The sequence below is a fragment of the Janthinobacterium sp. PC23-8 genome (assembly GCF_002250505.1).
Taxonomy (GTDB): Bacteria; Pseudomonadota; Gammaproteobacteria; order Burkholderiales; family Burkholderiaceae_D; genus Janthinobacterium.
On the sequence record NZ_NJGY01000001.1, the window covers coordinates 519,906 to 541,899 of the forward strand.

Consider the following 21,994-nt stretch of genomic DNA (forward strand, 5'->3'; position numbering starts at 1 on the left):
CAGTGTTAGTGCTCATGAATCGCCAGGCTCGTCAAGGCGCGCCGGCAAACCGGCGCCGCTGGCAACATATCGAGCGTCATGAGGGGCGTGCCGGGAGCATGATCACCACGTTAGAACAGATCGAGCTGCCCCGCATTGCCGCCCTTGGCCCTGCTCGCCATAGCCGGCACCGTCAGCGGACGCCGGAACTGCGTGCTGTCGAGTTGCTTGAAGCGTCCGCCCCTGCCATGCAGGCCCAGGCGGTGCACGGCTTTGTCAAAACGCTGGCGTATCAGGTCGGCCCACACGCCTTCGCCATGCATGCGCGCACCGAAGCTGCTGTCGTAGTCCTTGCCGCCGCGCATTTCGCGCACGCGGTTCATCACGCGCTGGGCGCGCTCGGGGAAATGCGCTTCGAGCCATTGCTGGAACAGCGGATTGACTTCCCACGGCAGGCGCAGCACCACGTAATGGGCGTTGATGGCGCCGGCGTCGCGCACCGCTTCAAGCAGCTGTTCGATTTCCGGTTCGGTCACGAACGGAATAATGGGCGCGATGCTCACGCCGACGGGAATGCCGACATCCGTCAGGGTGCGGATGGTGCGCAGGCGCCTTGCCGGCGCGGCCGCGCGCGGCTCGAGCGTGCGCGAGATGGCCGGGTCGAGGGTGGTCAGGGTGATCGCCACCGACGCCAGGCGCCGCGCCGCCATCGGCGCGAGCAGATCGATATCGCGCTCGATCAGGGACGACTTGGTGATCAGGCCCACCGGATGGTCGCATTCGTGCAGCACTTCGAGCACGCGGCGCGTCAGTTGCCGTTCGCGCTCGCAGGGCTGGTAGGCGTCGGTGTTGACGCCCAGCGCGATCGCTTCGGCGACATACGATGGCTTGGCCAGTTCACGCCGCAGCAATTCGGGCGCATTGACCTTGGCGACGATGCGGCTTTCGAAATCGAGCCCCGGCGACAGGCCCAGATAGCTGTGGGTGGGGCGCGCAAAGCAGTAGATGCAGCCGTGCTCGCAACCGCGATAGGGATTGAGCGAGACGCCAAACGGCAGGTCGGGCGAGGTATTGCGTGACAGGATGGTACGCGCCTGCTCGTCGCTGACCTGGGTTTTCCAGGCACTGGCGGTCTCCTCCCCATCGTCCACCGGCAGGCTCCAGCCGTCATCGAAGCCCTCGCGCCCGTGCACTGCATGGCGGCCCTGCAGGTTGGAAACGGCGCCGCGCCCTTTGCGCGGCTTGAGCGACTGCGGCGGCAGCATGGTCTGGCCGGCAAAGCTGTCGTCATGCTGCGGAATGATTGCTTTCATGAACGACCCCATCAACTGTATATACGTACAGTATACTATGCCGCAGTCACAGCAAGATCAAGGGTCGGCAAGGGCTTATTTCACGTTTTTTGCGTCAAATGCGGTGATATAGCTCAACTGTTGAGCGACAAAGCCGTCAAATGCGGCGATCAAAGGGGCGAAACGGGCGACCTCATCTTCGAGTTGCATCAGCGCGTAGCAAGTCGCTTCCAGGGTGGACAGCTGGTCGGGCACATGCGCCTTGCGGATCAGGTAATGGGATGGCGGCGTATCACGCAGCGGCAAGCGCGGCAGCTGCTGCAGGGCCGGGTTGAGATACAGCATCTTGCGGCTCTTGCGCCAGGTAGCGTCCAGCACCACCAGCCGCAAGCTGGCCGTATCCTTCAGCCATGCATCGTCGAGGGGCGGCGGCGGCGCGATGCCCAGCGAGCGGTCGCCGGGCGTGTCCGGGTACAGCAGCACGTTGTGCTTGCCGGCCAGCAGCGCGTCCAGTTCTGCGGCGGCAAACGCTTCGCCCGTGACCAGGCGGCTGTCGGGCAAGCTCAGGTGCAGCAGGCGCGCGCTGCCCTTGGCGTGCTGCACTTCCAGCGGATGCTGGAGTATCAAGATCTCCACGGCATGCGACAGCGGCCGCACCCACTGGCAGATGCAGCCGGACTGCGCGCGCAAACAGGTGGCGCAGCGTTCGCGCCGGGAGGAAACGGAGTCAGTCTGGGTCGTCATGGTGGAGCACAAAGGCATCAGGACCGCGATTGTAGCGCCCCACCGTCTTCGCCGTTAAAACTCTTCCCAGTCGCTGTTTGTTGCCGCCACCGCCTTGCGCGGCTTGCCGGCGGCGGCTACCGCCACGGCCGGCGGACGGCGCGTCGTCACAGGTGCGGCGGCAACCGCGCGCGTCACATGGCTGGCGTCGAGCTTGAACAGGCCCACCACCTCGCTCAGGCGCGCCGCCTGCTCCTGCATCGATTCGGCGGCAGCCGCCGCTTCTTCGACCAATGCGGCGTTTTGCTGGGTGACCTGATCCATCTGGCCGATGGCCTGGTTGACCTGTTCGATGCCGGAGCGCTGCTGTTCGCTGGCGTCGGTGATCTGGTTCATGATCTGCGTCACATGACTGATGCTCTGGACGATCTCGTCCATGGTGCGGCCGGCCTTGTCCACCAGTTGCGAGCCCGCTTCGACCTTTTGCACCGAATCGTCGATCAGCCCCTTGATTTCCCTGGCGGCCTGGCTCGACCGCTGGGCCAGGCTGCGCACTTCGCCGGCCACTACCGCAAACCCCCGGCCCTGCTCGCCGGCGCGGGCCGCCTCGACGGCCGCATTCAGGGCCAGGATATTGGTCTGGAAGGCGATCGCGTCGATCACGCTGATGATGTCGACGATCCGGCGCGAAGAATCGTTGATGAAGCCCATGGTGCTGACCACTTCCGACACCACCACCCCGCCACGGCTGGCGATCTGCGAAGCGTCGATCGCCAGCTGGTTGGCGCTGCGCGCGTTGTCGGCGTTGCGTTTCACGGTCGAGGTCAGCTCTTCCATTGACGAGGCCGTCTCTTCGAGCGAGCTGGCCTGCTGCTCGGTGCGCGAGGACAGGTCGAGGTTGCCGGCCGCAATTTCGCTCGACGCGGTGCCGATGGCGTGGGTGCTGGTGCGCACCTGGCCGACGATGCTGACCAGTTTGTCGTTCATGTCTTTCAGCGCTTGCATCAACTGCCCCGTTTCGTCGGTGCTGTCGACCACGATCCGGCTCGTCAGGTCACCGGTCGAGACCGCTTGCGCCACTGCCACGGCGCGCGTGATGGGCCGCGTGATCGAGCGCGTGATCCAGTAGGCGCAGGCGACGCCCAGCATGATGGCGGCCAGGCCCAGCGAGGTGAGCAGCAAGCGGCCATTTTCATAACCGGCGCGCAGCTCGCCGGCCGTCACGTCGAGCAGTTCCGCTTCGAGCTTGGCCAGCTTGGCCAGCGAGGCCAGGTAAATGTCGCGCTTGGCCGACATGTCGCCTTCGTACAAGCGCTTGCCCAGTTCCAGGTCGCCCGCATTCTTGGCCTTGAACACGTTCTTGCGCACTTCCGTATAGGCCTTGCGGGTGGCCAGCACCTCCTGGTACAGCGCCTGTTCCTGCGGGTTCAGCTCGCTTTTGCCGATGGCGTCCTGGATTTCCGTGGCGCGCGCCGACGAGACCGCCATTTCGTTTTCGAATTGTTTCTGGTGTGCCGGGTCGCTCACTTTCCAGGCCGCCGCCGTGCGCGCCGCATTGACTTCAATGACCTTGGTCCATTCACCGATCAGTCGCTCGTTGCGCACCTTGACGCGGACCAGGTCGTCGGTCTCGCGGCTGGCGTTGTGCATCTGCACGATGCCCGCCACCGTCAGCGTGGTGAGCAATACCAGTACTGCGGTAAAACCTCCACCAAGACGTACGCCGATCTTGAGGTTTTTCATGATGCTGTCCTGTCTGAAAAAAGTTGCCGCGCGGCCGCAGGCGCGTCGCGCGCTGGGCCTGATTGTGAGCGCATCAGATAGGCATTGCAAGGAAGAAGATTTGAAAAACAACAATGTAAAGCCAGGCTCAGTTTTGCTTGACGACAATCAGTTTCGAGGTATCGAAACCGAGGCCTTGCGCTTTCTCAATCAAACGCTTTTGCAGGGCCGGATCCATGGTGGGCGTGCGCGACAGCAGCCAGAAATAGGACTTGTCGGGACCGCTGATCATCGAATAACTGTAGCCCTGCTGGTCCAGATCGAAAACGATATAAGACCCATAGAAAGGACCGAAAAACGACACCTTCAGAAATCCTTCGTCTTTCTTGTCGACAAAATAGGCCTTGCCTTCCGATTCTTTCCAGACGGCGTCCGCATCCTTGTAGCCACGGTTGACGACCTTCAGGCCGCCATCCTGGCGCAGGCTGTAATCGGCCGTCACATGGCTCAGGCCACGCTCGAAGGAGTGGTCGAGGCGGGCGATTTCATACCATTTCCCCAGGTATTTGGTGGTGTTGAAATTGGTCACGGGCACAATATTGTCGGGACGGCCAACACAGCCGGCCAGCAACGCAGTCAACATCAACGGCAACAGCATTTTTTTCATCATGATCTCCGGATAACAAGTTGGCGCCGATTGTAGCTTGCCATTGCCGACAGGCGCGTCCGACAAGCGAACAGGGCAATCATCCCTGGGCAGTATCGCTGCCCAGCATGTCATCGAGCTGGGCCAGGGTGCCCTGGTCCTTGACGACGGCGCGCAGCCACAGGTGCAGCGGCATCTCGCCCCAGTTGGCGGCCTTGTCGGCCAGGTAGGCCACCGGGCTGTGCGGCTCGGTGCGGCGGAAAAAATCGGCCACCTGGCGCAGTTGGGCCAGCGCCTGCTGGCGTTGCACGATGGCGCCAACATTGCCGATGCCATGCGTCGCCGGCGCCCCCGGCAGGGCCGCCACCAGCTCGGCGCCCAGCGGCATCGGGGCGATGAAATGGATGGCGTTTTCCAGCGCTTCGCGGGCGGCGCGAAAACTGGGGCCGTCGATGCCGAAGCGCGCGTCGATGCCGCGTTCCAGCGCCAGCAGCGACTGCATGCAGTACTGCGCATCGGCCAGCAGGGCGTCGCTGAACTGGCGCGGATTTTTCTGCCGCGCCGCCTCCATCTGCGCCAGGGTCGCGCCCTCTTCCTGCCGGATTTCGCCCCAGCCCTGGTCCGGCGCTTGCGCACTGGCCGCCGCGCGCTGGCGCGCCGCATCGAAGTCCTGCAGGGAGAACCTGCCGTCGGCGCCGTCGGTCAGCGGCATTTCGCGCACCAGCTGCGGCGTGCGCGTCAACAGCCAGAACAGGTTGCCGATGCGCTGCTCCGGGTCGCCGTCTTCGATCGGTGGATACAGGCCATCCCAATAGCGTTCGCACAAGCCGGCCAGCAGCGCAAAGCCATCGCCCAGGCCGCGAAAATGGCGCGTTTTGGCGTGCGCCTCGGCCAGCCAGACGGCCACGCGCAAGTCCTTGCTGTGCGAGGCAATCAGCTGCTCGCAGCGGGTGGCGACAAACGGCCAGTCGGCTTCTTTCAAGGCCACCACCCACTCGCCCTGGTCGAGGCTGGGGTCGTCGTGCTGGCGCGCGCGGGCGATCGCGTCGAGCTCCTGGCTGAAGGTGATATCGTCGCCGCAGGGCTTGATGGGGCTGACCGGCTGCAGCAATTGGTCGAGGTTGAACATGGTGCGCTCCCGTGATTAATCGATGGTGTAGCTGAACTGGCCGCAGGCATTGACGCCCACGTGGATGCGCGACAGCGGCAGCGCGCCGGCCATGCGCGAGAGCACCGCCACGGCGATCTCGGGCAGCACGCTGCCGTTGAGGATCTGGTCGACATTGCGCGCGCCCGAATCGACTTCGGTGCAGCGCGCCAGCACCGCCTCGACCAGGGACTCGTCATGGCTGAAGCGGGCCTGGTGGTTGCGCGCGATGCGCTCGCCGATGCGCGCCAGTTTCAAGCCTATGATATCGGCCAGCACGGCGTCGGTCAGGGGATAGAATGGCAGCACTTTCAGGCGCCCCAGAAAGGCCGGCTTGAAGTGTTTCACCAGTTGCGGGCGCACCAGTTCTTCCAGCGCGCCGGGCGTGGGCAAGGCGTGCGCCGGCTGGTTCAAACAGGCGGCCATCATGGCGGCCGAACCGAGGTTCGAGGTGGCGATGATGATGGTGTTGCGAAAATCGATTTCGCGCCCCTCCGCATCATCGAGCACGCCCTTGTCGAACACCTGGAAAAACAGTTCAAGCACGTCGGGATGGGCTTTCTCGGCTTCGTCGAGCAGCACCACGCTGTAGGGCTGGCGCCGCACGGCCTCGGTCAGCACGCCGCCCTCGCCATAGCCGACATAACCTGGCGGCGCGCCTTTCAGTCCGGCCACGCTGTGCGCCTCCTGGTATTCGCTCAGGTTCAGGGTGATCAACTTGCGCTCGCCGCCATACAGCAGGTCGGCCAGCGCCAGCGCCGTTTCGGTCTTGCCGGTGCCGGACGGGCCGGTAAACAAAAACACCGCCTGCGGCTTGTCGGGATCGTCCAGGTTGGCGCGCGCCGTGCGCACGCGCTGTGCCACCGCATCAATCACATGATCCTGGCCCAGCACGCGCTCACGCAGGGCCGCGTCCAGGCTCAATACCGTGCGGATCTCGTCCTTGACCATTTTGCCGAGCGGAATCCCGGTCCAGCCGGCGACGATGCCGGCCACCACCTGCGCATCGACTTCCAGTGGCGCCAGCGGCGCCTCGCCCTGCAGCGCCGCCAGTTCCTCCTTCAGCGCCAGCAAGGCCGCCGCCCCTGCCTCGCCGGGCCGCTCGCGCCGCAGGCCGGCGCGCAGTTCGGTGATGCGCGCCACCAGCGACTTTTCCGCCTGCCAGCGCTGCGCCAGCGCAGCGATTGCCTGCTGACATTGTTCGGCGTCGCCTTGCAGCTGGCGCAAGCGTGCGGTGGCCGCCTGGCCCGGCTGCTCGCCACCGGCCTGCTCGCGTTCCAGCGCGGCGATTTCAACGCCGATGCGCTCACGCTTGCGGCTGGCGTTTTCCAGCTGCGCCGGCGTCGCGCTTTGCCCCAGCGCCACCTGCGCGCAAGCCGTATCGAGCACGCTGACGGCCTTGTCGGGCAGCTGGCGGCCGCTGATATAGCGGTGCGACAGGCGCACGGCGTCGACAATGGCTTCGTCGCGCACGCGGATATGGAAATGGCGCTCCATCAGCGGCGCCATCGCGCGCAGCATGGCACAGGCGATCTCCTCGCTCGGCTCTTCCACTTTGACGACTTGAAAACGGCGCGCCAGGGCCGCGTCCTTTTCAAAATATTTTTTGTATTCGCTCCAGGTGGTGGCGGCGATGGTGCGCAAGGCGCCGCGCGCCAGCGCGGGCTTGAGCAGGTTGGCCGCATCGTTCTGGCCGGCCTGGCCGCCGGCGCCGATCATGGTATGCGCCTCGTCGATGAACAGGATGATGGGATGGGCACTGCTGCCCACTTCGTCGATGACGTTTTTCAGCCGGCTTTCAAACTCGCCCTTGATGCTGGCGCCGGCCTGCAGCAAGCCCATGTCGAGCGCGTGGATATGCGCGCCCTGCAGCACTTCCGGCACGTCGCCGGCGGCGATGCGCAAGGCCAGGCCTTCAACCACGGCGGTCTTGCCCACGCCCGCTTCGCCGGTAAGGATGGGATTGTTCTGGCGCCGGCGCAGCAGGATGTCGACCGCCTGGCGGATCTCGTTTTCGCGCCCGATCACGGGGTCGAGCTTGCCGTCACGCGCCAGTTGCGTCAGGTCGGTGGTGAACTGGTCCAGCGCCGGCGTCTGGCTGGCCAGGGTGGCGACGGCGTCGGCCGGCGCATCAGGCATTGGCGGCGCGGCGCCGGTTTCTTCGCTTGATCCGGCCGTCAGTTTGTCGGGATGGTGTTTCAGTTGTTCGACGCTGAAGCGCGCAAACAGGCTCGAGCCACGATAGGCCAGCTGCGACAGTTCCGGCTCCGTCAGCAGCGCCAACAGCAGATGCCGGCTGCGTATCATCGCCGGTTGCGCCGTACCGAGCGAGGCGATCAGCCACGCGTGTTCGAACAGCCGCGGCAAATGGCGCGAGAACACGGGGGTGCGCGCGCTGCCGGTCAGAAAGTTGCCGATCTCGCGGCGCAGATCCGTTTCCAGGGCCGTCACGCTGATGTCGCTGCGGCGCGCGGCGACGGCGACATCGCTGCGTTCCTGTTCCAGCAGCGCCAGGAACAGGTGTTCGATATCGACTTCATACTGGCCCAGCCCCATGCAGATACTGGCGGCGCGCGTGGCGGCCGTGCGCGCCGTGTCATTGAGTTTGGCGATCAGGGTCTTGAGGTTGTTGCTCATGCGGCGGCTCCCTTGCGGTTGATCGAATAGCGCAGCGACGACGGCTGCAGCACGGCGTCAAAGTTGACGGCTTCACTGGCGTGCGCCACTGCCAGGGTGGCGCTGATGACAAAACTGACGCGGTTGATGGAGCCGGCTTCGCGCTCGAGGCGCGCGCGCACATGGCGCAGGCGCGGCTCGTGGCGCTCGATGGCGGCGCTCAAAGCGGCGCAGATGCGGGTGCGGTCATCGCTGCTCGACAGGCACATGCCGGCAAAGTCGATCAGCCCATAGTTGACGATGGAGGCGGCGCATTCGGGGAAGCCATCGAGCGCGCCGGCCGGTAGGGCCACACGCGTGTTGAGCAGCTCTTCGAGGTCGCGTGCCACTGCGTCCTTGAGCTGTTCAAGCGTCAGGCGCGCCAGACTGGCGCTGGCGGTGCCCTCGCCCATCAGGCGGTCGAACAAGCCCGGCACAAAGCCGGCGTTTGCATTCAATGGAGATGACATGCGACCTCTTTGAAAAATGAAACGGCAGGCGTCGCACTGGCGCCTGCCGCGCAACGGCTCAACTGATCAACGCCGCACCGTCACACCACGCGGTTGGCCGCCAGGTCCCAGCCGCCCGAGGTATTGCCGCCGACGCCGCCGGTGACCTTTTGCTGCGTGTATTTCCACTTCACTTTCGAGAACTTGAAACCCACGTGTTCGCCCAGGATGTCGCCTTCTTCCACGTTGGGCGTGACGGCGCCGATCAGCACGTTCTCGATTTCGATTTCAAAATACTTGACGCGCTCGCCCTGGCCGTCGGCGCGCATGAACTCGAAGCGCGCCTTGGGGATGGTCTTGCCGGCCGAGCAGGTCTGCAGCAGCACCGGCGAGGACAGGTCGGCCAGCTTGGAGATGACGATGTCCTTGTGCTCGCAACGCTCTGCCGTGTGGCCGCCGCCGGTCGAGGCGGTGGCCGATTTCGGCTGCTCCACGCTCCAGCTGACCGATTTGCACTCGATCCAGTCCTTGTGCTTGTCATCGGTCGATTCGCCCTTGATGCCGTCTATCTGCAGATATACATCGATTGCCATGGTGTGCTCCTCTGGTTGAAAAAATCGGGATGAATCAGGAATTGGTCGACTTCGGCAACTCCGCGACCAGTCGGAGCGAAACGGACAGCTCGTCGAGCTGGAAATGCGGCCGCAAAAACGACACGGCGCGGTACACGCCGGGCCGCCCCGGCACTTCGTGCACCTGTACCGACGCTTCGCGCAGCGGAAACTGGGCCTTCTGCTCCTGGCTGGCGTTGTCGTCGAGCAGCACGTACGTCATCAGCCAGCGGTTCAGGAAATCCTCGACATTGGAGGCGGCGGAAAAGCTGCCGATCTTGTCGCGCATCATGGCCTTCATGTAGTGGGCGATGCGCGAGACGGCAAAGATGTACTGCAGCTGCGACGACAGCAGCGCGTTGGCGTTGGCCGCCTCGCTGTTGTACTTGCGGCTTTTCTGCGTCGACTGGGCGCCGAAGAAGGCCGCATAGGCCGTGTTCTTGCAATGGACCAGCGAGATGAAGCCGAGGTCCGACAACTCCTTTTCGCGCCGGTCGGTGATCGCCACTTCGGCCGGACATTTCAGCGCCACGTCGCCCTCGTCGGTCTTGAAGGTGTGGGTCGGCAGGTCGTCGACCAGGCCGCCGCCTTCCACGCCGCGGATCGCCGCGCACCAGCCGAAGTCGGAAAAGGCGCGCGTCAGCTTGCTGCCGAACGCATAGGCAGCATTGCACCACAGGTATTTGTGGTGGTCGCTGCCGTCGACTTCCTCGACAAAATTGAAGCCTTCGACAGTGGTGCCATCAACCGGATTGAAGGGCAGCCGGCCCAGGAAGCGCGGCAGGGTCAGGCCGACGTAACGCGCGTCTTCCGACTCGCGAAACGCCTTCCATTTGGCGTATTCGATGGTGTCGAACACCTTGGCCAGGTCGCGCGGCTTGCCCAGGTCGCCATAGGTTTCCAGGCCAAACAGTTCCGGTGCGGCCGAGGCGATAAAGGGCGCATGCGCGGCGGCGGCGATATGCGACATCTGCTCGATGAAGTACATGTCTTCGGGCTGGCGCGAGATGGCGTAGTCGCCCAGCAGCGCGGCGAACGGCGCGCCGCCGAAGGTGCCGAATTCTTCCTCGTAGATCTTCTTGAACATGCTGCTCTGGTCGAACTCCAGCGCCGACTGGAAGTCCTTCACCAGTTCGCGCTTGGTGGCGTTGAACATGCGAATCTGCAAGCGCGTGCCGGTCTCGGAATTGCCGACCAGGTAGTGCAGGCCGGTCCAGCTCTGTTCGAGCTGCTGGAAGGCCGGCGAGTGCATCACTTCGCTCAATTGGATGGAAATCAGCTGGTCGATCTGCGCCACCCGCGCGTCCAGGGTGGCCGACAGGCTGTGCGACATCAGCACCGTACCGTCGAGTACCTGGCCCACCAGTTCGGCGATCAGGTCGCGTGCCCGCGCATGTTCGGCGTCGGACTTGGCGACCCGGCTCTGTTCGACGATCTGGTCCAGCAAATCGGTCGATGCCCCAGCCGCGAAGACGGGTGACGCCTGGACTTCTGCCTGTGCATTCATCTCAATCCTCCTTGATCGCGCGTTGTGGTTGCAGGGCGGCCAGGCTGTCGGTGTTGTTCAGCACTTCCGTCAGCAGGTCTTCCAGCTTGTCGTTGCCGGCCAGCTTGTTGCGCAGGTCGGCCAGCTTGGTGCGCGCTTCGAGCAGGCGGCGCAGCGGCTCGACCTGCTGCACCACCGACTCCGGGCGAAAGTCGCTCATGGCGCGAAAGCGCAGGTCGACCGGAAAGGTGCCGCCTTCGCTGCTCAGGCGGTTGCGCACCTGGAAGCGCGCCACCGGCTCGACGCTGCCCAGCACTTCGTCGAAGTTATCCATGTCGATGCCGACGAACTTGCGGTCTTTCAGGCGCCGTTTCTCGAGCTCGGCATCGCCGCCGAAGTCGCCCAGCACGCCGACCACGAAGGGCAGCTCCTTGTTTTCTATCGTGCCGCCGATCTCCACGTCATACGTCATCTGCACGCGCGGCGCGCGTACCTGCTGCAGGCGTTTCTGGACACTGTCAGGCTTGGCCATGGGGTTTCCTTCGCAAAGTCGATGGGCGGGCGCCGCCAAGGCGCCCGATAAAGATGCTGCTTACTTCAAGCCGCTGAAAGGATCGGCCGCGCCTTTTGCCGCAGGCGCCAGCGCCGGCGACGGTGCGGGCGATGGTGACGCTGCGGCGCTACCGGCCGCCCGCTTGCCGGCGGCCGCCGGGCGCCGGGCCGGCGGCACCAGCACCTCTTCGCCGATGCTGGCGCGCAGCAGCTTGGCCAGTTCCTGCGCCTCCGAACGCAGCGAACCATTGAGGTTGTTTTGCCGCGACAGGTCGGCCAGCGCCTTGCCCGACAGGCGCAGGCCGCTGACGGCGACGATGCTGTTGGCGACCTTGTCGTCGGGATCGCGCTCCAGCGCTTCGAGCGCATGGCTGATGGCATCGCCGTACTGGCCACGGTCAAATTTCATCTGCGCCATCTGCAGCCACGGCGCCTTGTCGGCCGGGTAGGCGCTGCCGCCTTTTTGCAGCAAGGCGTAGGCCTTGTCGTACTGGCCGGCGCGCGCGGCGGCATCGGCTTCGGACAGCACCTGCGTCAGGGTCGGTGCTGGCGCCGGCTGCGGCGCCGGTGGCGGCGTCGTGGCGCAGGCGGCGAGCAGGAAGGCGGCGGCCAGGCAGGCCAGGCGGGGCGGATGCATGCTTGACTTCATTTTGTGTTTCCTTCACGTAAAGGACGCTGCTGCTGGGAAAGATGGGCGACGCCAATGGAGGCCATTATTGATCGCGCTATTTTTTGCCAGCTTGAGCTTGATCAGCAAAGAATAAGTTCCACTCAGCCATGCATGCAACACATCAAAAAGCTGATCTAGCACAGCTATTTCAACGCTCGGGTAGCGGGTTTGTGCCAGCGCAAACGGCCAGCGGCGCCATGCGTTTAAATAGCGGCAGCACTTTATTTCCACACGTTTACTTTTTGAGAGGCCAGCCATGTGCCCTTCCCTGCCGCTGCGCTGCACCGCCTGTTTCTTGCTGCTGGCGCTGGCCGGCTGCGCCGGCGGCGCCATCGGCGGCATGGCCAATGCGGCGCTGCAGATGGCGGGCCTGGCCAAGCCCGCGCCCGAGGTCCCGGAAGCCCAGAAGCCGCCGCGCAACGTGAGCATCCGGCTGCATGCGGGCCAGCGCCTGAACACCGATCCGCAGGGCCGGCCGCTGGCGCTGGTGGCGCGCATCTACAAGCTGCGCCAGAGCGCCGCCTTCGAGCAGGCGCCGTATGACAGCTTCCTGGACGCGACCAGGGAAAAGGCGCTGCTGGGCGCCGACCTGCTGGAAGTACAGGAAGTGCTGCTGGTGCCGGGCCAGCACTACGAGATACAGGAAAAGGTCGGCCGCGAGGCGGCCTTTATCGGCGTGGTGGCGCTGTTTCGCGCCCCCGCCGCGCAGCGCTGGCGCGCCACCTTTGCGGCCAATGCGGCCGAGCGCGATGGCGTCACCATCGGCCTGCATGCGTGCGCGCTGACGGTCGGCGCGCAGGCCGTCCTGGCCGGCGCGCGCTGCGACTAGTCCCATCAACCACCATATCACCGACACAAGGAGAACGGCATGACCATGGCAGCGAAAGTCCTGTGGGGAGAGGGCCTGTTCTTGCGGCCGCAGCACTTCCAGCGCCAGGATCACTATCACGAAACGCGGCTGCACCAGACAGCCAGCGCCCTGCACCCGTATGCCTGGGGCGTGGCGCACATGGAATGGGATCTCGATGCGCTGAAAACCGGCAGCCTGCGCCTGCGGGCGCTGTCGGCGATTTTCCGCGATGGCGAAGTGTTCGATGCGGCCGGCGACGGCAGCGGCGGCGACAGCCTGCCGCCGCCGGTCGACCTGGCCGCGCTGCCGGCGGCGCTGCAGGAGGTGACGTACTACGCCGCCCTGCCGGTGCTGAACCGCGAAGGCCTGAACTATACCGCGCAGCTTGCCTCAACCGGCGCGCCGCCCGCCACCCGCTTCGCGCACGCCATGCGCGCCACGCCCGACCTGTTCACCAGCGCCAGCGTGGCCGAAGTGGCCTACCTGAAAAAGACCGTGCGTCTGATCCCCGACAGCGAAGCGCGCGGCTCCTACGACTGCCTGCCGCTGATCGCACTGCGCCGCACGGTGACGGGCGGCTTCGAGCCGCTGCCCTCGTTCATGGCGCCCAGCCTGTCGATCGCCGGCGCGCCGCGCCTGCAGGACCTGCTCGAACACCTGCTCGACGCCTTGCAGGCCAAGGTGGCGGCGCTGCACGGCCATCACCGCGAGCCGAGCCGCAACGTGATCGAATTCCGCTCGGGCGACGTGTCCTCGTTCTGGCTGCTGCATACGGCCAGCACCGCCGCCGCCGCCCTGATGCATTATGTACGCCACCCTGCGCTGCACCCGGAGCGGCTGTATGAAGCGCTGCTGTCGCTGGCCGGCGGCCTGCTCAGCTATGCGCGCCACCATACCCTGGCCAGCCTGCCCGCCTATGACCACGTGCAGCCGGGCACCTGCTTTGCCGCCATCGACACCATCATCCGCGAACTGCTCGACACCGTCATCTCGTCGAAGTACTTTGCCATCGCCCTGGCAGAAAGCAAACCCTCCTACTACCTGGGCAAGCTCGACTCGGACAAGGTCGACCAGCACACCACCCTGTACCTGGCGATCCGCGCCGCCATGCCGGCCATCGAACTGGTCGACATCGCGCCGCTGCGCGTGAAAGTGGGCGCGCCCGACGACGTGGAAAAATGCGTGCTGACGGCGATGCCGGGCGTGAAACTGTCGCATGCGCCGCAAGTGCCGGCGGCCATTCCCGTGCGGCCCGACACCTGCTACTTTGCGCTGGAAAGCCGCGGCAGCCTGTACGAACACATGCTCAAGGCGCAGTCGATCTCGGTGTATGTGCCGGCCGGCATACGCGAACTGCAGCTCGAACTGATCGCGGTGACAGCATGAGCGAGCTCATCGAACGGCGCTCCGCGCCCTCGCTGCTGGGACGCGGCAGCGCCTCCACCGCCGCCAATGCCGGCAGCGCCCTGCTCGACCTGATGCATGAAGGCTTCTACATGCTGTTCCTGCTGAAGAATGGCTGCTCGCCCGGCGACGAACAGGGCTTCATGGAGCGCATCAACACCTTTTTGGCCGAGTACACGCGCGAAGCGAAGAAGATGCGCGCCGATGACGACGATATCGAAGCGGCCAAGTATGCTTTCTGCGCCGCCGTCGATGAAATCGTGCTCGCTTCGCCGTTCGAGATCCGCAAGCCGTGGGAACGGCGCCCGCTGCAGTTGCTGATCTTTGGCGACCAGCTGGCCGGCGAACACTTTTTTGACCGCCTCGACGCGCTGCGCGGCAAGGGCGCCATGCGGGTGCAGGCGCTGCAGGTTTTTCACATGTGCTTGCTGTTGGGCTTCCAGGGAAAGTATGCGATCGACGGCGGCGAAAAGCTCAGCTACCTGACGGCCCGCCTCGGCGACGAGATCGCCCATATCAAGGGCAAGAGCCGCGGCTTCGCGCCGCGCGCCGGGCGCCCCGACCAGGTGATCAACAAGCGCAGCAGCGATGTGCCGCTGTGGGCCTTGAGCAGCATCTTCGCGCTGCTGGCCCTGTGCGCCTACCTGGGCCTGCGCGCCCACCTGACGCGCAATACGCAGACCACGCTGGCCGCCTATGCCGACCTGGTCAAGCTGGCGCCACGGCCGGCGCATTTGACAGTTACCTTACCCTGACTTACTGGGCGATGCGAAACTCGATGCGCCGGTTCCTGGCCCGGCCATCGGCCGTCGCATTGCTGGCCACCGGGCGGTCCGGGCCCTGGCCCGAGGTCAGCACGGTGTCCGGCGCGATGCCCTTGCTGGCCAGGTAGCCGCGCACGGCGTCGGCGCGCGCCTGGCTCAATGACACGTTGCTGGCGCGCAGGCCGGTATTGTCGGTGTGGCCGATCACTTCCACCTTGCGGCCCTTGAGCTTTTGCATGGCGGCCGCCATCTCGTTGAGGATGGCCAGACCGTTTGACGTGATGCTGGCCTGGCCGCTGTCAAATTCGATGATGCGCTTGTCGAGCGCCGCATCGAGCACGCCCTGTTCGGAAGCGGCGACGCGCAGGCCGTTGTTGACGGTGTAGGTGGGATTGAGGCTGGTGGCGATCTCGCTGGCGATCTGCTGGCGCTGCGCCTCATTGGCCACTTCGCCGCGCACGCTGACGCTGCTGCCGTCGATCGTCAACTGGCCGCGCGTGATCAGTTTCAGGTTCGGCGTCAGCAATTTTTGCACGTGCGCGTTCCAGTTGGCCGGCACCGCCACCGCGCCTACCGCCACCTGGTCCACCACGCGGTCAAAGCCATACAATTCGCGCAGCCGCGCCAGCACGGCTGCCTTCGACGCTTCATCGGCGACGGTGCCGGTGACCAGGATCTGGCCCGGCTGCGGCGACACCGGCGCCGGGGTTTGCGCGCGGGCGGCGCAGCTTGCCGCCAGCAGCAGGAACAAGGTCAGTGCTTTCATGTCCATCCTTCACTCAAAGGTATCGGTCAGCATGGCGCAGGCCGAGCGCAGCGACAGCTGGTCCTGCTGCAGGCAGGCGGACAAATGGCGCAGCGCCGGCTCCTGCGCCAGGCCATCCTCGACCCAGTCCAGCTGGTCGAGCACGATCAGCCGTTCGCACGCCGCCTGCGGGTCGATCAGCGCGCGCAGCGCATGCGGATCGGCGCCGCAAAAACCGACCAGCAGCACCGGCGCCTCGCCCAGGTGGGCAAAGAACAGCGCCAGTTCAAAGTCCAGCGCTTGCAGGAACGGCAGGATCAGGTGCAGCCAGAAGCTGGCCACCAGTTCGCGCTGGGCAACATCAACCGGCAGCGGCAGCACCAGGTTTTTTTCCAGCTGTATGTTCCGGCTGTGCCCGCTGTGACGCAGCGGCTCCAGCAGCATGCCCAGCCCCAGCAACAGTTCGCGCACAGTGACGGGAAAGGTGGGCGACGCGAGCATCGCTTGCAGCGAGTGCAGCGTGTGCGCCTGCAGGAAAGCCGAAAAACGCGCCGCATGGACAGGGTCGCCGGGGTCGACCTGCACCAGCTCGCCGGCCAGCGCCTGCAGCTTTTGTGCCGGATCGGCCTGCGACGACAGGCCCGCGCACAGGCTGTCGAGGCGCTGCCACAGGGGCGACAACACCAAAGGACTGCAGCCGACAAAGGCATCGGCGTCCGGCACTTCGATCGCGCTCATGGCCATGAAGGGAAAGCGGCGCTGCGAGACATCACAGCTGGCCTCCAGGCGCCCGGCGATGGCGCGCCGGCTGCGCGTGCCGACAAAGGCAAAGCGCAGCGGCGCGAGCGCATCGTAATTGAGCTTCCAGCGCGGCTCCATCGTCAGCGCGCTCATGACCTGCGCCAGCCAGTCGTCGAGCAGCCGCACCAGCGCGTGATTGTCGCAAGCCTTGACGAAGTCGCCGCGCGCGGGCAACTTGCCAAAGTATCCGAGGCGCACGGCTTGCGGCGCGGCCGTCATGGCGCCGCTCCCGCCACGGCGACCTTGGGCGCGGCGGCCGGTGGAGCCAGCGCTGCGCCGACGATGGTCTCCGGCAGTTGCATGCCGCGAAAGCCCTGCTCCTGTACTGCGGCCGCCGTGCCTCCCGCAGCGGTGGCCGCAGTTTCCGGGCTGCTGGTAATTTTCAGGTCCACGGCCACGGCCACCTCGCCGCGCGCCCAGCGCAGCTCGAACACGCCGCCCTCCTTGCGCTTCTTGGCCGCCGCGTCGATCATGCGTTTCAGGCCGTACTGGCCCGGCTCGTTGAACAGCTCCAGCGTGCGCCCGTCAAAGGTGGTGGCCACGATCCGCGCGCCTGGCGTGCCTTGGCCGGGGTGCACCATATTGGTCCACTGCGGCGGCGTATTGCGGTAGCGCAGCTGCTGGCCATCGATCTCCACCGTGTACTCCAGCGTGCCGGGCGCCGGCGACGGCAGGATCTGGAACACGGTCTGCGCCGCGCTCGAAGTGGCCGCCGCGCCGCCCGCGCCCAGCGGCGCGATCCAGCCCGGAAAGCGCGCCACCATCTGCGGCGACAGGCTGATGCCCATGTCGGCCCAGGTGCGCGGCGCCAGCACATCGCCGCGCCGCACCACCAGCGGCCCCATCGCCGTGGTGACAAACTTGGCCACCAGGCCTTCGGGGCCGAAAAACTGGCCGATTTCCAGGTGGCTGGCCTCGATGCGGGCAGTGGGCGCAAACGGATATTTGTTCGCCAGCGAGCGCTGGAACGGCTCGTACACCTGCGCCGACCAGGTCTTGTTCACTTCCAGTTCGGCCGGCGCCACGATGACGGCAAAGGTCTGCGTCAAAGGGCGCACCAGGATCGGCCGGATCGCCTGCTTTTGCGTGTCGCTCATGCCGGTCAGCATCTGCTCGTCCACCAGTTTCAGGGTCTCGGCCAGCTCCGAGCCGCTGCCCTCCAAAGTCTGCTGCATGAACTGCTTGGCGCCGGGGCCGGCGTCGCCCTGGTTTTTCAGCTGGTTCAGGCGGCTGCGCAATTTTGACAGCGCTTCCAGATAGGCGCGCATCAGGGAGGCGTCCTTTTCTTTCGCCGCCACCAGCTTGCCGACGCCGGCAAACTCGCGCCCGATCGGCCCCATTGGTTTGTCGAGCCGGGCCGGATCGAGCTGCGCGTTCAGGCCCGGGCTGGAAGTCATCTGCGACGGCACGCGGCGCAAGAACGTGTCCTTGAACCAGGCGACGATGCCGCGCTCGGCCTGGCGCAGCTGCGCGTTCTGCAGGGCCGGGTTGTCCCACGAGGTTTGCTCGTAGATCGTGGTCAGGAGCTTGGCGATCGGCGACGCTTGCGGGTCGCCGAGCCGGTTCATCGCCTGCACGGCGCCGTCAAACCCTTTCAGGTCGGCCACTGCCACGCCCTGCACGAACTTTTGCCATTCGCGCGCGTAATCGGCCTTGTACAGTTCAACCAGATTTTTCTCGATCTGTTCGGGACTGCCCTCCAGGGTCAGGTCGTCGGTGGACGCGCTTTTGAGCACCCAGTCGGCGCTTTGCAGCTCGCGGTTGGCCGCTTCGCGAAAAGCGCCTTCGACGAATTTTTCCCAGGCCTGGCGCGTGTAGGCGCCGGAAATGGCGTAACTGCCCAGCAGCAGGCCCTGGTCCGCTTCGCCGACGATGCGCGCCACCGTCACGCCGGCAAAGCGGGTCGCGGCGCGCGCCCTGACATCGGCGTAGACGCGCTCGCGCGCCGGCATGCCGCGCACCACGCGGCGCAGGTTTTCGCGCGCCTGGTCGACCAGCGCCAGCTTTTGCTCGATGCGCGGCCAGGACGGGTCGCCCACCTGTGCCAGGTAAAACGTCAGCAAGCGCTCGGCGCTGCGTATCATCTGCTCGCGCGGCATGGCGCCGCGGTTGTGCTCCAGCCAGCCGCGCCAGTAGCGCGCCATCTGGTCGTTCAGGTGGCTGCTCTCGGCATGGCTTTTATCGGCCAGCATCAGATAGGTTTTCAGGGCGTTGTAGGCGTCTTCCACACTGGTGGCGCTGGCCGCCTGGTAGGGCTGGCCGCCCGCTGCGGCCGCCGGCGCTTGCGGCGTGCGCGCTGCCGGCTGTAGCTGCCCGGCATTGGCGTTCATCTCGGCCAGCAGGTCTTCCAGGCCGGCCGTCACGGGATCGAGCATGACGTGGCGGGCGCCGGCGAAATACTCTTCACGCAGTTTGCGTTCCAGCAGCTCGCCCTGGTACAGTCCCATGCGCAAGGACCACGGCCTTTGCTGCCGGTAAGCGTCAAGCTGCTCGATGCGGTCCTGCAAAATCTCCAGCGCTTCCAGGCGCGACTGCAAATCGAGCCGCTGCTGCTGCAGGCGCAGCACCTTGTTCATGTCCGCCTCGACATTGGCCACCAGTTGGCGGTTGCCCAGGTAAGACCAGCTCCAGCCGCCCAGGCAGGCGCCCAGCAGCACCGTGGCGCTGAAAAACACCGCGTACTTGAAGCGCAGCCGGTACCGGCTGGCGTAGTTGGACACCAGGTATTTGTCGGCAAAGATCACCTTGCGAAACAGGTCGAGCAAAAAGTAGCCTTGCTGGCGCAGGCCGGCGGCCACCGGTGCCGGCCTGCAGGTGAGGTCGAAACGGCGCGCCACCTGCTGCTGCGAAGCGCTGACGGGTACGCCTTCCTGCAGCGCGCTGGTCAGGTAAAACCCGCGGAACACGGGCTGGAACTGGAACGGATTTTCCTCGAACAGGGTGGCGATAAAGGCGCGCAGCGACGGCTTGATGGCGCCAAATTCGAGCGGAAACGTGAAGACCCCTGGCGGCATGGTCTTGCGCTGGCGGTGCGCCATATTGGCCAGGCTCAGCTCCGTCAGGCCGTGCTGCAGTTCGTCGAAACTCTGGTCGAAAAACGCCAGCAGCTGCGCCGTGGGCAGCTTGCGCTGGTAGGGCATGGTGGCGCCCCAGGCCCGTTCGCGCTCGCTGCGTTCAGATTCTGCAAAGAACTCGGTAAAGCCGGCGATCAAATCTGCCTTGGTAAACACGATATACAGCGGCGCGAACACTTCCAGGCGTTCGATCACGTCCTGCACGCGTTTGCGCAGGCTGCGCGCCAGTTGCATGCCGACATCGGGGTCGCCGCCCAGTTCGGCGATGCTCACCGCAATGATGATGCCGTTGATGGGCGCCTTGCGCCGGTATTTTTTCAGCAGGTCGAGAAAGCCGAACCACTCGCCGCGGTGCTCCTCGACCACCGAATAACGGCCGGCCGTATCGAGCACGATGCCGTCGGTGGTGAAGAACCAGTCGCAATTGCGGGTGCCCCCCACGCCCTGCACCACCTTGCCGTCGGCAAATGGAAACTGCAGGCCGGAATGCAAAATCGCGCTGCTCTTGCCGGCGGCGGGGTTGCCGATGATCATGTACCACGGCAGTTCATACAGGGCCGCCGCCCCCGATTTGCGGCCCAGCCTGGACGTCTTGATGGTCTCGATGGCGGCCAGCAAACCCGTGCGCACGGCGTCGAGTTCGCCATCCCGGGGCGAGGCCGCCTGGGCAGCGTTGGCGGCGGCGATCTCGGCCTGGTTGAGGATGGCTTGCCCGAGCGCCTGCGCATCGCGGCGCGCGCGGCGCCGGCGCAGCAGCCATACGGTGAGCCAGATCGCGCAGGCCAGCAGCAGCAAGGCCAGCGCCCAGACCAGTGCCAGCTCCAGCACTTCGGCCCCCAGGTAGAGCAACAAGGCCAGCGCCACGAAGCCGAAAATGGTCAGGTGGCGGCTATCGGTGAGGAAATTCCAGATTCGTCGCAGCATGGTGGGTCCTGGTTGAGTCCGACAAAACGGGCGCCGCCGCAAGGGCGAACCGAACCATGCTGACAGTAAAAAAGCCGAGCTTTGTTGATTTTCAGCAAGTATTGCCGCCCGGACTGACCGGCCCGGCACGCCATGCTTGACGCTGCGCAAGTATGAGTTCGCCTGAGAAAATTGCGTCGCGGTCCCGGGCTAGAATGGCTGGCGCGCTGGCCCTGGCAGTCAGTTCCCCAGCACGCCGCGCTGGCGCAGTTCCGCATGGCCGAAGTCCATCATGGTCCAGCGCCCGCCCCAATGCAGGCCCACCGATTCGGCCGTCACGCCATACAAACGGTAGCCGCGCATGGCCCAGGCATTTTTTTCGGAAATGATGAGTTTTCCCTCATGCATGAATGCGCAATCGGCGGCCAGGCCGTACTGGTGATAGCTTTGAAACGCCTTGGCGTTGGTCACGTTCGGCCCGGCCGCAGCCAACTGGTCTTGCCGCGCCGCACTGCGGTAGCCTTCCAGCAGCACCATGTCATAGCCGTGCATATCCTTCATGATCTTGAACACCAGCAGCAGCCGCTGGGCAAAATCCTGCTCCAGCAACTGCCAGTTGCGGCTGGCGCCGCCCAGCAGCGGACGCAGCTGCGTCACTTCGGCAGTGGTAAACACCAGCGGCGGCAAGGCCGGCGGCGGCACCAGTTGCTCGCCCTTGAGCAAGTCGCTGACCTGGTCGTTGATTACATATTGCCGATCGGCATAGCCGCGCAAGGCAATACGGTCGCTGGCCAGCCAGGCCAGCCAGGGCGGAACGATGATCAGCAGCGCGCTTGCGAGCGACAGCCAGCGATGCCGCAGCAGCAACTGCCAGCCTTGCGCCAGGCCATGGCCGGTGCGATGTTGCAGCTGTCGCCACTGCCTGCCGCCGCCCTGGTTCAGTTTGCGGGCGCGGCCGTGCATGCGCCAGCCCAGGTTGACCATCGCCTGCACCAGCGTGGCGCGGCCCGAGGGAAACAGCAGCAGCCAGCAGGCAAAGGAAGCAAGCAGGAAATACATCAGGATCAGGGCGATCAGCATGGGACACTCCGTCAAGGGTTGCCAGCGGGTATCGCCAAATCGTAGGCGCGGGCGCGCAGGACGGGCGCGGCATAGATCAAATGAGATCAAATCAGATGCAATGGAATCGAGTCCGGAGGTGATATTTTGGCGACAAGCACCAACCAGGGCGGCCGCAAGGGTGGCCCCGATTTGCTGGCCCGGGCCGGCATGGCCGGCGACAACCGCATCCTGTCGCAGCTGGAATACGGCAGTACGCCATTTTCCGCCCCGCTGCCGGCGCTGCGCTGGCGGCCCGGCTGGCTGGCCATCATCGGCGCCCTGCTGGGGATGACGGTCTTGCCGCTGGCCTGGCTGGCGTATGAAGCCATGCTGGCCGCGCCGGCGCCGGCGCTGGTGCAACGCGGCGCCATCGCCACACCGGCGCCAGTACCCGACGCTGCGCCGGCGCCGGCGCCGGCG

General features: G+C 65.4%; 19 protein-coding genes and 1 pseudogene. 4 read left to right on the forward strand and 16 right to left on the reverse strand.

All coding sequences use genetic code 11. The features are described 5' to 3' along the window. Nucleotides 1–110: 110 nt before the first annotated feature. From CD932_RS02340 to CD932_RS28000, 12 genes are all read right to left on the reverse strand, one after another. Nucleotides 111–1,244 (reverse strand): PA0069 family radical SAM protein, encoded by a 1,134-nt coding sequence (locus CD932_RS02340; RefSeq protein WP_094443403.1) that lies wholly within the window; start codon nt 1,242–1,244, stop codon nt 111–113. 123 nt (nt 1,245–1,367) lie between these two features. Continuing rightward, complete coding sequence (locus CD932_RS02345) at nt 1,368–2,015, reverse strand: tRNA-uridine aminocarboxypropyltransferase (RefSeq protein WP_094441229.1); 648 nt, start codon at nt 2,013–2,015, stop codon at nt 1,368–1,370. Nucleotides 2,016–2,069: 54 nt separating this feature from the next. Continuing rightward, nucleotides 2,070–3,737, reverse strand: a complete 1,668-nt coding sequence (locus CD932_RS02350; protein ID WP_094441230.1) for a methyl-accepting chemotaxis protein — start codon at nt 3,735–3,737, stop codon at nt 2,070–2,072. 127 nt (nt 3,738–3,864) lie between these two features. Further along, nucleotides 3,865–4,386: a lipocalin family protein gene (locus tag CD932_RS02355; protein WP_254926428.1), complete on the reverse strand. Its 522-nt coding sequence runs from the start codon at nt 4,384–4,386 to the stop codon at nt 3,865–3,867. Between the two features lie 76 nt (nt 4,387–4,462). Then, complete coding sequence (tssA, locus tag CD932_RS02360) at nt 4,463–5,491, reverse strand: type VI secretion system protein TssA (protein ID WP_094441231.1); 1,029 nt, start codon at nt 5,489–5,491, stop codon at nt 4,463–4,465. 15 nt (nt 5,492–5,506) lie between these two features. Beyond that, nucleotides 5,507–8,146, reverse strand: a complete 2,640-nt coding sequence (gene tssH / locus CD932_RS02365; RefSeq protein ID WP_094441232.1) for a type VI secretion system ATPase TssH — start codon at nt 8,144–8,146, stop codon at nt 5,507–5,509. Next, nucleotides 8,143–8,634 (reverse strand): type VI secretion system baseplate subunit TssE, encoded by a 492-nt coding sequence (gene tssE, locus CD932_RS02370; protein ID WP_094441233.1) that lies wholly within the window; start codon nt 8,632–8,634, stop codon nt 8,143–8,145. The genes tssH and tssE overlap by 4 nt, the downstream gene beginning before the upstream one ends. Before the next feature lie 80 nt (nt 8,635–8,714). Next, entirely contained in the window at nt 8,715–9,206 is a 492-nt protein-coding gene (locus CD932_RS02375; RefSeq protein ID WP_094441234.1) for a type VI secretion system tube protein Hcp, read from the reverse strand. Nucleotides 9,207–9,240: 34 nt separating this feature from the next. Then, complete coding sequence (tssC, locus tag CD932_RS02380) at nt 9,241–10,731, reverse strand: type VI secretion system contractile sheath large subunit (RefSeq protein ID WP_094441235.1); 1,491 nt, start codon at nt 10,729–10,731, stop codon at nt 9,241–9,243. A 1-nt stretch (nt 10,732) separates the two neighbouring features. Beyond that, on the reverse strand, nt 10,733–11,242 hold the full coding sequence (gene tssB / locus CD932_RS02385) for a type VI secretion system contractile sheath small subunit (protein ID WP_094441236.1): 510 nt from the start codon (nt 11,240–11,242) through the stop codon (nt 10,733–10,735). 60 nt (nt 11,243–11,302) lie between these two features. Further along, nucleotides 11,303–11,911, reverse strand: a complete 609-nt coding sequence (locus CD932_RS02390; protein WP_254926429.1) for a M48 family metallopeptidase — start codon at nt 11,909–11,911, stop codon at nt 11,303–11,305. A 12-nt stretch (nt 11,912–11,923) separates the two neighbouring features. Continuing rightward, complete coding sequence (locus CD932_RS28000) at nt 11,924–12,190, reverse strand: hypothetical protein (protein ID WP_141213150.1); 267 nt, start codon at nt 12,188–12,190, stop codon at nt 11,924–11,926. Here CD932_RS28000 and tssJ point away from each other — a divergent pair. Genes tssJ through icmH form a run of 3 tightly spaced genes read left to right on the forward strand, consistent with a single transcriptional unit; the run spans nt 12,189 to nt 14,941 of the window. Next, complete coding sequence (tssJ, locus tag CD932_RS02395) at nt 12,189–12,761, forward strand: type VI secretion system lipoprotein TssJ (RefSeq protein ID WP_094441237.1); 573 nt, start codon at nt 12,189–12,191, stop codon at nt 12,759–12,761. The two genes, CD932_RS28000 and tssJ, sit on opposite strands and share 2 nt — an antisense overlap. A 39-nt stretch (nt 12,762–12,800) precedes the next feature. Then, nucleotides 12,801–14,168, forward strand: coding sequence for a type VI secretion system baseplate subunit TssK (tssK, locus tag CD932_RS02400; RefSeq protein ID WP_094441238.1), 1,368 nt, complete (start codon nt 12,801–12,803; stop codon nt 14,166–14,168). Next, on the forward strand, nt 14,165–14,941 hold the full coding sequence (gene icmH / locus CD932_RS02405) for a type IVB secretion system protein IcmH/DotU (RefSeq protein ID WP_094441239.1): 777 nt from the start codon (nt 14,165–14,167) through the stop codon (nt 14,939–14,941). The genes tssK and icmH overlap by 4 nt, the downstream gene beginning before the upstream one ends. Before the next feature lies 1 nt (nt 14,942). Here icmH and CD932_RS02410 read toward each other — a convergent pair whose 3' ends face one another. From CD932_RS02410 to CD932_RS02425, 4 genes are all read right to left on the reverse strand, one after another. Beyond that, nucleotides 14,943–15,716 (reverse strand): OmpA family protein, encoded by a 774-nt coding sequence (locus tag CD932_RS02410; protein WP_094443405.1) that lies wholly within the window; start codon nt 15,714–15,716, stop codon nt 14,943–14,945. A gap of 9 nt (nt 15,717–15,725) precedes the next feature. Further along, nucleotides 15,726–16,715 carry a type VI secretion system-associated protein TagF gene (tagF, locus tag CD932_RS02415; protein WP_094441240.1) on the reverse strand — a complete coding sequence of 330 codons (990 nt, stop codon included), beginning with the start codon at nt 16,713–16,715 and terminating at the stop codon, nt 15,726–15,728. Continuing rightward, on the reverse strand, nt 16,712–20,494 hold the full coding sequence (gene tssM, locus CD932_RS02420) for a type VI secretion system membrane subunit TssM (protein ID WP_176460852.1): 3,783 nt from the start codon (nt 20,492–20,494) through the stop codon (nt 16,712–16,714). The genes tagF and tssM overlap by 4 nt, the downstream gene beginning before the upstream one ends. Nucleotides 20,495–20,713: 219 nt before the next feature. Next, on the reverse strand, nt 20,714–21,553 hold the full coding sequence (locus CD932_RS02425) for a M15 family metallopeptidase (RefSeq protein WP_094441241.1): 840 nt from the start codon (nt 21,551–21,553) through the stop codon (nt 20,714–20,716). Nucleotides 21,554–21,679: 126 nt separating this feature from the next. Here CD932_RS02425 and CD932_RS28660 point away from each other — a divergent pair. Then, nucleotides 21,680–21,994 (forward strand): annotated as a pseudogene (locus tag CD932_RS28660) (hypothetical protein); the annotation flags it as partial.

What these genes read in the sequence shown, in the direction of transcription:
- CD932_RS02340 (WP_094443403.1), bottom strand. Translation starts at nt 1,244, where the DNA reads ATGCTGCCGCCGCAGTCGCTCAAGCCGCGCAAAGGGCGCGGCGCCGTT.
- CD932_RS02345 (WP_094441229.1), bottom strand. Translation starts at nt 2,015, where the DNA reads ATGACGACCCAGACTGACTCCGTTTCCTCCCGGCGCGAACGCTGCGCC.
- CD932_RS02350 (WP_094441230.1), bottom strand. Translation starts at nt 3,737, where the DNA reads ATGAAAAACCTCAAGATCGGCGTACGTCTTGGTGGAGGTTTTACCGCA.
- CD932_RS02355 (WP_254926428.1), bottom strand. Translation starts at nt 4,386, where the DNA reads ATGATGAAAAAAATGCTGTTGCCGTTGATGTTGACTGCGTTGCTGGCC.
- tssA (WP_094441231.1), bottom strand. Translation starts at nt 5,491, where the DNA reads ATGTTCAACCTCGACCAATTGCTGCAGCCGGTCAGCCCCATCAAGCCC.
- tssH (WP_094441232.1), bottom strand. Translation starts at nt 8,146, where the DNA reads ATGAGCAACAACCTCAAGACCCTGATCGCCAAACTCAATGACACGGCG.
- tssE (WP_094441233.1), bottom strand. Translation starts at nt 8,634, where the DNA reads ATGTCATCTCCATTGAATGCAAACGCCGGCTTTGTGCCGGGCTTGTTC.
- CD932_RS02375 (WP_094441234.1), bottom strand. Translation starts at nt 9,206, where the DNA reads ATGGCAATCGATGTATATCTGCAGATAGACGGCATCAAGGGCGAATCG.
- tssC (WP_094441235.1), bottom strand. Translation starts at nt 10,731, where the DNA reads ATGAATGCACAGGCAGAAGTCCAGGCGTCACCCGTCTTCGCGGCTGGG.
- tssB (WP_094441236.1), bottom strand. Translation starts at nt 11,242, where the DNA reads ATGGCCAAGCCTGACAGTGTCCAGAAACGCCTGCAGCAGGTACGCGCG.
- CD932_RS02390 (WP_254926429.1), bottom strand. Translation starts at nt 11,911, where the DNA reads ATGAAGTCAAGCATGCATCCGCCCCGCCTGGCCTGCCTGGCCGCCGCC.
- tssJ (WP_094441237.1), top strand. Translation starts at nt 12,189, where the DNA reads ATGTGCCCTTCCCTGCCGCTGCGCTGCACCGCCTGTTTCTTGCTGCTG.
- CD932_RS28000 (WP_141213150.1), bottom strand. Translation starts at nt 12,190, where the DNA reads ATGGCTGGCCTCTCAAAAAGTAAACGTGTGGAAATAAAGTGCTGCCGC.
- tssK (WP_094441238.1), top strand. Translation starts at nt 12,801, where the DNA reads ATGACCATGGCAGCGAAAGTCCTGTGGGGAGAGGGCCTGTTCTTGCGG.
- icmH (WP_094441239.1), top strand. Translation starts at nt 14,165, where the DNA reads ATGAGCGAGCTCATCGAACGGCGCTCCGCGCCCTCGCTGCTGGGACGC.
- CD932_RS02410 (WP_094443405.1), bottom strand. Translation starts at nt 15,716, where the DNA reads ATGAAAGCACTGACCTTGTTCCTGCTGCTGGCGGCAAGCTGCGCCGCC.
- tagF (WP_094441240.1), bottom strand. Translation starts at nt 16,715, where the DNA reads ATGACGGCCGCGCCGCAAGCCGTGCGCCTCGGATACTTTGGCAAGTTG.
- tssM (WP_176460852.1), bottom strand. Translation starts at nt 20,494, where the DNA reads ATGCTGCGACGAATCTGGAATTTCCTCACCGATAGCCGCCACCTGACC.
- CD932_RS02425 (WP_094441241.1), bottom strand. Translation starts at nt 21,553, where the DNA reads ATGCTGATCGCCCTGATCCTGATGTATTTCCTGCTTGCTTCCTTTGCC.